The 9,307-nt window shown below is 68.2% G+C and carries 8 protein-coding genes; all 8 read right to left on the bottom strand.

Features of this window, described 5'->3' with window-relative positions; translation table 11 throughout:
• Positions 1-30 precede the first annotated feature (30 nt).
• Entirely contained in the window at positions 31-1,089 is a 1,059-nt protein-coding gene (locus ACOGXD_RS09185) for a TIGR03857 family LLM class F420-dependent oxidoreductase (RefSeq protein ID WP_419914400.1), read from the bottom strand.
• 63 nt (positions 1,090-1,152) lie between these two features.
• The gene (locus ACOGXD_RS09180; RefSeq protein ID WP_419914398.1) at positions 1,153-2,574 is read right to left on the bottom strand and encodes a hypothetical protein; all 1,422 of its coding nucleotides are present in this window, start codon (positions 2,572-2,574) and stop codon (positions 1,153-1,155) included.
• Complete coding sequence (locus ACOGXD_RS09175) at positions 2,571-3,245, bottom strand: RNA polymerase sigma factor (protein WP_419914396.1); 675 nt, start codon at positions 3,243-3,245, stop codon at positions 2,571-2,573. The genes ACOGXD_RS09180 and ACOGXD_RS09175 overlap by 4 nt, the downstream gene beginning before the upstream one ends.
• 93 nt (positions 3,246-3,338) lie before the next feature.
• Positions 3,339-4,550: a CaiB/BaiF CoA transferase family protein gene (locus ACOGXD_RS09170; RefSeq protein WP_419914394.1), complete on the bottom strand. Its 1,212-nt coding sequence runs from the start codon at positions 4,548-4,550 to the stop codon at positions 3,339-3,341.
• Between the two features lie 24 nt (positions 4,551-4,574).
• A complete protein-coding gene (locus tag ACOGXD_RS09165) occupies positions 4,575-5,432 on the bottom strand; it encodes a TauD/TfdA dioxygenase family protein (RefSeq protein WP_419914392.1) in 858 nt (285 codons plus the stop codon).
• A gap of 59 nt (positions 5,433-5,491) precedes the next feature.
• Positions 5,492-6,496 carry an LLM class flavin-dependent oxidoreductase gene (locus tag ACOGXD_RS09160; RefSeq protein ID WP_419914390.1) on the bottom strand — a complete coding sequence of 335 codons (1,005 nt, stop codon included), beginning with the start codon at positions 6,494-6,496 and terminating at the stop codon, positions 5,492-5,494.
• Positions 6,493-7,878 carry a cytochrome P450 gene (locus ACOGXD_RS09155; RefSeq protein WP_419914388.1) on the bottom strand — a complete coding sequence of 462 codons (1,386 nt, stop codon included), beginning with the start codon at positions 7,876-7,878 and terminating at the stop codon, positions 6,493-6,495. The genes ACOGXD_RS09160 and ACOGXD_RS09155 overlap by 4 nt, the downstream gene beginning before the upstream one ends.
• 5 nt (positions 7,879-7,883) lie before the next feature.
• Entirely contained in the window at positions 7,884-9,251 is a 1,368-nt protein-coding gene (locus ACOGXD_RS09150; protein WP_419914385.1) for an MFS transporter, read from the bottom strand.
• Positions 9,252-9,307 lie beyond the last annotated feature (56 nt).

Genomic DNA, 9,307 nt, shown 5'->3' with positions numbered 1-9,307 from the left:
ACGCTGTTGTGGCCGGGTCGGCCTCAGCGCTTACAAGCTGATCTGCCGGTAGGCATCGATCACCGATGCCAACTCGGCAGGCGTTGCGCCGTGCATGAGCACAGCGTCGCAGCCGAGGTCGATCTGGCGTCTCACCGCCGCAGCGCACTGGGCGGGAGTCCCCGTCGCCATCGGGGCCAGCCATTCATCGGGCAAGAGCGTGCCGATGTGCTCGAGCTCGGTAACCGAGGCCGTGCCGTCGATCGGAGCCAGGAACTTGGACACGACCTCGTCGGCACGGAACTGCGCCAGCACATCGGGGTCCCAGCGGTTCACTCGCACCAGCACATCGCCGTAGTACTGCAGGTAGGTGGCCAAGCGTCCGACCGTCTTGCGCAGCCGCAGCTCAGGCGGTACCTCGTCGCTGACCACGACGAAACACGACCACACGTTCACCTCAGCCGGATCGCGTCCGGCCTGCTCGGCCGCCGTCGTGACCGCATCCACTGAGCGCACCACGGTCTCGTCGGAATAGAACGGATGCAGGATGACGTCGTCGAAGCAGCGTCCGCCCAAGGCCAGCGTGTTCGGCCCCATCGCGCCGAGTGCCAATGGCAGATGCTCGTCGAGCGTCTGGTCGAGCAGCAGGATCGGTACGCGGCCGGTCGGACCGTCGTAGTCGCCGATGATCTCCCCCCGGAACAACCGGCGCATCATCAGGGCGAAGTCCTCCAGCTCCGCCGTGGTGACGGGCTCAAGGCCCATGATCTGCTGCGCCACGGCGACGCCGCGCCCGAAGCCCATCGTGAATCGTCCGCCGGCCAGGCTCTGCACTGTGAGCGCGAGGCCCGCCGTGAGCGTCGGGTGGCGGGTGTTGATGTTGGTGACTCCCAGCGTGATGCCGATGGAGTCGGTCACCGCTGCGGCAGCGCCGCAGATGGCACCGGCTTCCTTGCGATTCGGTCGTTCACCGAGAAACGCCCGGCCGATCCCCATCGCTTCGGCAGCCTGAATCTCGGTGAGCGCATCCGACGAGTCGTCTGCATCGCCAGGCAGCATGTAGAAGCCCAGTTCCGGAAACTCTTGCGGTGCCACTGCTCTGTCTGACATCTGCGAGACACTACGACACCGTTTGCGCGTGAAATCGATTCATCGGCGGCATGCGGCGCGCAACTACTCGGTGCGCTCCACGATGAACAGCGTCTGTTCTGGCTTGCCGACGACGACCGCGAGATGCTCGCCCGCCCTGCCGACCTCCCCGTTGACCTGGTTCAGCTCCTCGTCGGCGATCGGGCAGACCTCCCACGTCTGACCGCCGCGCCGCAGCATCGCCATGCCATGGCTGACGTGCACCGTCGTGGCGACATCCATGACGGTGGTCTCGTGCAGGGCCACGGTTGCGGCACCCTCGTCTGCCGATCGGCTGGGAGAGAGCTGCAGCGCAGCGACCGTGTACTTCGGCGGGCTCGTGGTCATCCACTCCAAGTCAGCACCGGATGCTGCGGCGGCATCGGCATCGGAGCGAGCCACGTTCGGCCAGTGATCCGCGAACCCCCCGTCCAACCGTGCAAGCGGCCAGCTGTCACGCCAGATCTCGCCGAGTTCCTCCAGTTCGGCGACGAGTTCCGCTGCCGCACCGGTCGGCGCTTCGAACTCCGCAGTGCCCGGGCATTGCTCGTCCAGCCATAGACGCTCGACGCGCTCGAGTTCGATGGCGGTGTCGGTGACGCGAATCCGGGCGTCGAGCAGCTCCCACCCCACCGTCGGCGGCGTGTCGTCATCGACGCGGACGTAGCTCCACCGCTCGCCTGTGCTCACCGCCACCACCTGCTCACGGGCGCATTCGAGCGGTCGAACCACACCGAACACGGCAATTCGCCCCGATCCCGACAGATCGACCGCCACGACCTCCATGTCGCCAGGCAGACCCACCAACTGCCAGTCCGCGCCGTCGTAGGCGTACCAGTCGCCGGCTGCGCGGGCGACGGCGTGCGCGCCGCTGAACGAGTAGCGCATGTCTGCGCCCTCGGCCTCCGGCGGCGGATTCACGATCGACACGGTGGTGGCGAACACCGCGGTTTCAGGGTCGCTGCTGGCAGGTGGCTTGCCGTCCCAGTTCTCCGACTCGCCGGCCAGGGCCGGTTCGAGCGTCTCGCCGACGGGGGGCGTGGCGGCGCCCTCCGCCGCGTCCTCCGACATCTCCTCTGCCTCCTGCTGGGATTCGTCGTCGCTGGCTGCTGCCGCGGTCACGATCTCGCCGGCGGCCTCGTCGGCCATTTCCTCTTCGGCCATCTCCTCCTCGGCGACGCTGAATGCGACAGCAGCAGTCGTCGCGGCTGTTGGCAGGGCCTCCTCCTGCTGTTCTGCAGCCACCACGGAGTCGGAAAGATCACTGCGCCCGCCGTCCCGCAGCGACACCACGCCCACGAGCGCGACGGCCACGAGCGCGAACGCGCCAACTCCCCCGCGCACCGCATTGCGCCGGCGCTGCAGTCGGGCTGCGCGCGCCTGGACGCCCGCAAGCGAGCCTGAGCCCACCGGCATCTCCGATGCTGCGCTGCGCAGCCGCCCGCGGAGGAGGTCCTCGTCGGTCACGACCCGTCCTCATCGTCAGCCACCGTCTCCAGCACCTCGCGCAGCTGCTCCAGGCCGCGGCTGAGACGGCTCTTGACCGTGCCTGTCGCGATGCCCAGCGCATCGGCGGTCTCGGCCACCGACCAGTCCAAGTAGAAGCGGGCCACGATCACCGCGCGGTGCGCGTCATTGAGCGTCGCCAATGCCCGCTCGAGGTCCACGTCGCGCGCCCGGTCCTCGGTGGCGTGCGGCTGGGCCAGCAGCGGTCGCCGTTCGCGCTCCCGCCGCACCCGCCGCAGCCACGACCGCGCCCAATTCAGCCCGACACGGAATACCCAGCCCTGCGGATTCGCATAGGCGCTGACCTGTCCCCAGCGCTGGCACGCGCGTGCAAATGCCTCGTCGGCCGCTTCGGCGCCCAGCGCGCTGTCCCGCAGCGCCAGCCCGAGCGCACGCGCCAACTCGTCGCGATGGGTCGCATAGAAGTCCTCGAACCGGACTGCGACGGCATCGACAGGCGCGGCCCCGGTCGAGGGCGCGCCCTCAGCGGCACTCACCGTCAGTCCAGGGCGGATGGTGCCCGAGCCGATCGTGCCCGATCCCGCCAGCGGGGCAGCCATCAACGAGGCATCGAACCGCAGATCCAAGCTCATCACTGCCGGAATCGTCAATGCAATGGGCGCGCCAGCCATGCCAAGTCCCCACGAAGACTGCCTATCCCCTCAGACTCCTGCCGGACTGTTTCGGTTCCATGAAGATCGTTGCATGAACGTCATGATCGACGGTCACCGTCGACCGTGTGAGCGCCCTTCGGTAGCGAATCCGTCCTCGATGAGCACGCCCGCTGCGCGCAACGCGTCGATTTCGGAGCGGCCCGCGCCCAGCCACTCCGCCAGCACCTCGCCGTTGTGCTCGCCGAGGTACGGCGCCAGCGAGTCCGATGTCACCCCCGAGACCGCCCCCGAATCCGCAGCAGCACCGGCAAACCGGTACGGCGTCTGGGTGACGCGCCGCGTGCCGCCGTCGCGAGCATCGATCTCCACCGAGGAACGCCTATGGGTCGCGGTGGGCGATTCGTGCGCCTCCGCTGTCGTGCGGATGTCGCCCCACGCCAGGTTCGCCGCATCCAGCGCAGCCAGCATCTCCGCACGGGTTCCGAAGGAACTCAGAAATGCGTTGATCGCATCGGTGCGGTGCGCCCGCTTGGTGGGGATGTCGGCATCCGGGGGCGACGGGTCGGCCAGCCCGTGGGTCTCGCTCAGCTGCCGCCAGATCCATCGGAAGTCGCCTGCGGTCAAGACCGGCCCGTCGACGCCGTCCCACACGAGCCCGCCCTGGGACGTGTAGTTCCCGCCGTCGAGCCCCGCCTGGCTCCCCTCATCGGTCGCCAGGAACGCTTCGAGCATCGCGATGTCGATGTGCTGGCCGTGCCCGGTCGCCTCCGCGACGCGCAGCGCGGCGAGGACGCCGATGGATCCGTGCAGTGCTGCGTTGGTATCGGCGACGGCTAAGTACGGCTCTTGGAGCGGCTGCTGGTGCATCTTGGCGGCGCGAGCCATCCAGCCCGACTCGCCGTGCAGCACTGCTGCATAGGCCGCCCGCTGCGAATCGGGGCCGTCCTGTCCGAATCCGCTGATCGACAGCATCACCAGGGCCGGATTCACCTCGCACAGCTCGGCAAACGACAGGCCGTGGCGCGCCATGACACCCGGTCGGAAGTTCTCTACGAGCACATGGGCGTGCGCCACGAGCCGCTTCACCGTCTCGGCGCCGCCCTCGGCCCGCAGGTCGATGCAGACGTTTCGCTTGCCCACGTTCTGCTGGGTGTAGAAGCCGGCGAGCCCGGCTCGGTTGACGCCCCACAGGCGCGAGATGTCGCCCTCGGGCGGCTCCACCTTCACGACGTCGGCTCCGAGGTCGCTGAGAATCCGTCCGGCGAGCGGGCCAGCCAGAACACGGCTCATGTCGACCACGCGGATGCCTTCCAGCGGTCTCATCGGCTCAGCCTCCCGCGCAGTGGCTCAGCGAGGCCGGTCGCCGGCGATCGTCACCCGGAGCATGTGCCGGCGCTGCCCGTGGTAGTCGTTCAGCGCGTAGTGCTGGACGCTGCGGTTGTCCCACATGGTCAGCGTTCCCGGCTCCCACCGCACCCGGCACGTGAACTGTTCGCCGACCGCATGGCTCCACAGCATGTCGAGCAGCGCCTTCGACTCGTGCCGGCGCATGCCCGAGATGGCCTCGGTGAACGCCCGATTCACATACAGCGCCTTCGCGCCGGTCTCGGGATGGGTCCGCACGACCGGATGTGTCAGCTGTGCGTGCGCCTCGTCGGACACCTCTACCTTCATCGAGCTGCGCTGGCCGGCGTACCGGTCTGAATCGCCTCGCCGCCCGTACTGGCGGGCCGCGGAGTGCACCGCGCTGAGGCTCTCGGCGAAGTGCTTCATCGTGTCGGACAGCCCCGTATAGGCCGCCTGCTGGTTCGCGAACAGCGTGTCACCGCCGAAGCTCGGCACCTCCACCGCATACAGCGCTGTCGCCATCGGGGGGCATTCCAGGAACGACATCTCCGAATGCCACCCGCCGCCGAAGTTGACCGTCTCGTGTGGTTCTTTGATGACCGGCACCACCTCGGGTTCATCCGAGGTGCCGCCGAGATAGGGGTGACGCTCCAGCTCGCCGAAGCGACGGCCGAAACGTGCGAGCGCTGCCGCGTCCATCTGCTGGTCGCGGATCACCACGACGTGGTGCGTGCACAGTGCCTCCCGGATCGCTGCGCACCCGGGGTCGTCAATCGCGGTGACATCGAGCGGCTCGCCGTCGGGGGCCCAGAGCTCGGCACCGAGTGCGCCGGCGAGGGGCTTGGCCGTGATGCTCATGACGGCCCTGTCACGTTCGTTGCTGTCGCGTTCATTACGGCGTCCTTGCCTCGATCAGCTCACTTCGGCGTCGTGACGGCATCGACGGTTCGGGCGCTGACCCCGAGTGGATCCGCCTGCCTCAGCCGTCGTGCCACTTCCCCCGCGGCAAGTATCGCCTCATCGGGGTTCCCGCCGCACAGCGTCATGTTGATGTGGCGGCAGCCGGCGTCGAGGTACGGCATGAAGAACTCGACGATGTCGTCTACCGTGCCGCAGGGCGTGTACTTCTCGAACGCCCTGAACGGCACCCGGTAGAAGCGTTCCAGCTCGGGTCCCACCCAGCTGGCTGCTTCTTCGCGGCTGTCGCCCAGGCCGATCCACAGCTGGATGCCGTGATCGGGCGCTTCGGGCGCCGGAGCGTCGATCGCCCGCTCCGCGGCGGCCGTCTCGGCATAGAGGCGCAGCGCCGCTCGGTAGTGCTCGACGGTGCACCAGATGCCCAGCCAGCCGTCGGCAAAGCGACCGGCCCTGCGGATGGCCGCATCGGAACGGCCGCCGACATAGCTAGGGATGGGCGGGTCCGGCACCGGCACGATGCGGGCCTCTTCGAATGAGAAGAACTCGCCGGCGTGATCGACGGTCTCGCCCGCTAGCAGCCGCAGCACGATGCCGAGCGATTCGTCCGTGCGGCGCCCGCGGGTGCGAGGATCGACGCCGCACACTTCGACTTCGTGGCGGTCGTCGCCGCCGATGCCCACGCCAAAGCTGATCCGTCCCGGTGCCATCTCGGCCAGGTTCGCGAGCTGACGGGCGACGGGAATCGGGTGGCGCAGCGGCAGCAGGTACACGCCGAGATACACGCCCAGCGTGGGATGCAAGTTGGCCAGCGCCGCAGCGGTGACCATGCCGTCATTGCCGTGCCCGATCCGGAAGCTGACGTGATCCGCGAAGAACACGTGGTCGATTCCCGCGTCGGCGACGAGCTCGAGCATGCGTCGGCGCTCAGCCCACGGCCGTGACCAGAGCTTGACGTCGGGTGTGACGCCGACCCGGATGGGCGGCGCAGCGGGGCGCCCGGTCACAGCGACGCCGCCTCGCGGCCGGCAGGCGCATCCCAGAGCACCGGCAGGTGCTTGAAGCCGTGCTGGAAGTTCGACAGCAGGCGTTCGGGCCTGCGGGCCGGGTCGAGGCGCAGGTTCGGCATGCGCCACAGCGACTCAGTGAACATCGCGGACATCTGGCGGCGAGCCAGGTGAGCGCCCAGGCAGAAATGCGGCCCTGCCCCGAAGGTGAGGTGGTCGTTGGGGCTGCGCTCGATGTCGAACCGATCGGGCTCGGCGAACACGGCCGGGTCGCGGTTGGCCGCCACATGGAAGACCACCACCTTGTCGCCCGAACGCACGGCGCGGCCGCCGAGTTCGACATCGCGCGAGGCCGTGCGGCGGAAGTGCACCACCGGCGGTATGAACCGCAGCATCTCCTCGATGGCACTGGGCAATAGCCCAGGGTCGGCGAGCAGCTTGTCGAGCTGTTCGCGGTGCTGCAGTAGCGCCCAGAGCCCGCCGGGTATGCCGTTTCGCAATGTCTCGTTGCCGGCTACGGCAAACAGGAAGAACATGGTCTCGAACTCTTCGTTGGTGATGCCGCCCTCCGCGTCGTCGGCAGCCAGCAAAATCGACACCACGTCAGAGCCCGGATTCGCCCGCTTGTAGGTCGCGAGATCGTGCGCATAGGCGTACATGTCTGCGAGGCCCTCGCGCGAGCGAGGGTCTGGCATGCGACCGTCGGGACCGGGGCGGATCTGGTCCCGCACCTCGCAGGCGCGCCGCGCCATCTCTGTTCCAGTAGCGGGATTGAATGCGTCCGACACCGAGTACTCGGCGTCCTGGTAGCCGATGACCCGGTTGGACCAGTCGAACAGCAGCATCCGATCCTCGGACGGCACGCCCATGATGTCGGCGAGCGTCAGCAGCGGCAGCTCAGCCGAGACCTCCTTGGCGAAGTCGGCGTGCCCGCGCTCCACCACAGCACTCACCAGCCGCTCGGCCCGAGTGGAGATGGTGGCCTCCAGCTCAGCTACGGCGCTCGGTGTGAATGAGCGCATGAGCAGGCGCCGCAGCCGAGTGTGCTGCGGCGGATCCTGATTGAGCATCATCCGCTGGACGAATTCGAGCATCGCAGCGGTCTGAGGGTCGCGGATCTGCGTGCCGCCGAGGTGGGACGAGAACGTCCCCGGATCGCGCAGCACCCGGTTCATGAGCTCGTGCGTGAGCACCGCCCAGAAGCCAGGTCCGGCCTCCCAGCCCATGAGCTCCGGTTCGGGCACCCAGTGAACCGGAGAGCATGAGCGCAGCTCGGCAATCAGATCGTGGGGCACACCGTCGAGATACGTGCGGGGATCGAACAGCGGCGCTGGGTCGGCTGCAGCGATGTTCGAGCCGCCGGCGGCACGGACGGTGCTCACGGCGCTCAGCCTGCCACCTGACGCCGAGCGGAACCCACGTCAGCGCCGTCGCGCGAGCCCGCAGCGATGCCGGGCGGGTCGACATCGCTGCTGTTCGGCTGGGTGGCGGTGCTGCGGGGACCGCTGCTGCCTCGCCTCGGCGGGGCGGGAGGCTTGGTGATCACGAAGAACAGCATTCCAGCGGCGGTGATGACGGCGAGCGCCACGAATCCGGTGACGTAGCTGCCGGTGGTGTCAGCCAGCCACCCTGCGACGAGCGGGCCGACGATCGGCCCGATCATCACGATGAGCGAACTCACGCCCATGATCGCAGCGAACGCCGAGGAACCGAAGTAGTCGGCTCGCAAGGCTTGCATGAGCGGCCCGCGCGCTCCCCACGCGAGCCCGTGGAAGATCACGAACAGCACCACCACGAACGCGTTGGGAGCCCACGCCAGCAACAAGATGCCGCCGGCGTGCCCGAACATGGCGACCGATGCAATGAGCCGCTTGTTGATCCGATCGCCGAGCCAGCCGCCCACGGCCATGCCGGCGAGCTGCATGAGCGGCAGCGCTGCAGCGAACAGGCTGGCCTGCTGCAGCGAGTAGCCCCGTTCTGATGTCAGATAGAGCTGCAGGTGCGCCATCACTGCGCCGACCACGAACAGGGCACTCAGGTGACCGAACGAGATCGTCCAGAACGCTCTCGTGCGCATCGCCTCCTTCGCCGTGAAGTGGACGTCGGTCAGCCCTTCGGCGCGGACCGTCCTCCCGTTGGCAACGATCTTGGCCCCGCCGTCGACCTCTTCGCCGAATTCAGCAGGGCTGCCGTCGAGGTACTTGGCCAGCCACCATGCGACAGCAGCGCCCCCGACGCCGGTGACCGCAGCGGTGGTGCGCCAGCCGAACCACGTGAACGACAGCACCACGAGCGGGACGCACACGCCGCCCGCGGCGAGGCCCATGCCGCCGAACGCCAGCGCGCGGGCGCGCAGCCGTTCGAACCATCGCACGATCGCAACGGTGACAGTCAGAAAGCCGCAGAATGCGCTGCCGACGGCCATGACGAAGAAGGCGCCGTAGAACTGCCACAACGAGTGCAGCTGGCTGAACCACACGAAGCCGATCGCCATGCCCACAGCGCCTGCCCGGGTAACGGCTTTGGGTCCGAACCGGTCAATCAGCCAGCCCTGCGCCGGTCCTAGCAGCGCCGTCTCGGCACGATTCACCGCAAATGCGCCCGACAGGGCCGTCTTGCTCCAGCCGTACTCCCGCTCGATCTCCACCAGGTAGGCACCCAGCGCATGCATCACGAATGCGCTCTGGAGCCCCTGGACCACTGCCCCCGCACCCACCACCTTCCAGCCGCGGAAGGTGGTGTTGCGTTTGGACATCGTTACATCCTGCCTGATGAGGCGGCTGCTGCGTCGGTTCAGGACCCCTCTTTGGG

The sequence above is a fragment of the Candidatus Poriferisodalis sp. genome, assembly GCF_965204125.1.
Taxonomy (GTDB): domain Bacteria; phylum Actinomycetota; class Acidimicrobiia; order Acidimicrobiales; family Poriferisodalaceae; genus Poriferisodalis.
The sequence above is the reverse complement of the archived record's forward strand: the minus strand, read 5'-3'. Positions and strand labels throughout refer to the sequence as shown.

What these genes read in the sequence shown, in the direction of transcription:
- ACOGXD_RS09170 (WP_419914394.1), bottom strand. Translation starts at nt 4,550, where the DNA reads ATGAGACCGCTGGAAGGCATCCGCGTGGTCGACATGAGCCGTGTTCTG.
- ACOGXD_RS09165 (WP_419914392.1), bottom strand. Translation starts at nt 5,432, where the DNA reads ATGAGCATCACGGCCAAGCCCCTCGCCGGCGCACTCGGTGCCGAGCTC.
- ACOGXD_RS09185 (WP_419914400.1), bottom strand. Translation starts at nt 1,089, where the DNA reads ATGTCAGACAGAGCAGTGGCACCGCAAGAGTTTCCGGAACTGGGCTTC.
- ACOGXD_RS09150 (WP_419914385.1), bottom strand. Translation starts at nt 9,251, where the DNA reads ATGTCCAAACGCAACACCACCTTCCGCGGCTGGAAGGTGGTGGGTGCG.
- ACOGXD_RS09175 (WP_419914396.1), bottom strand. Translation starts at nt 3,245, where the DNA reads ATGGCTGGCGCGCCCATTGCATTGACGATTCCGGCAGTGATGAGCTTG.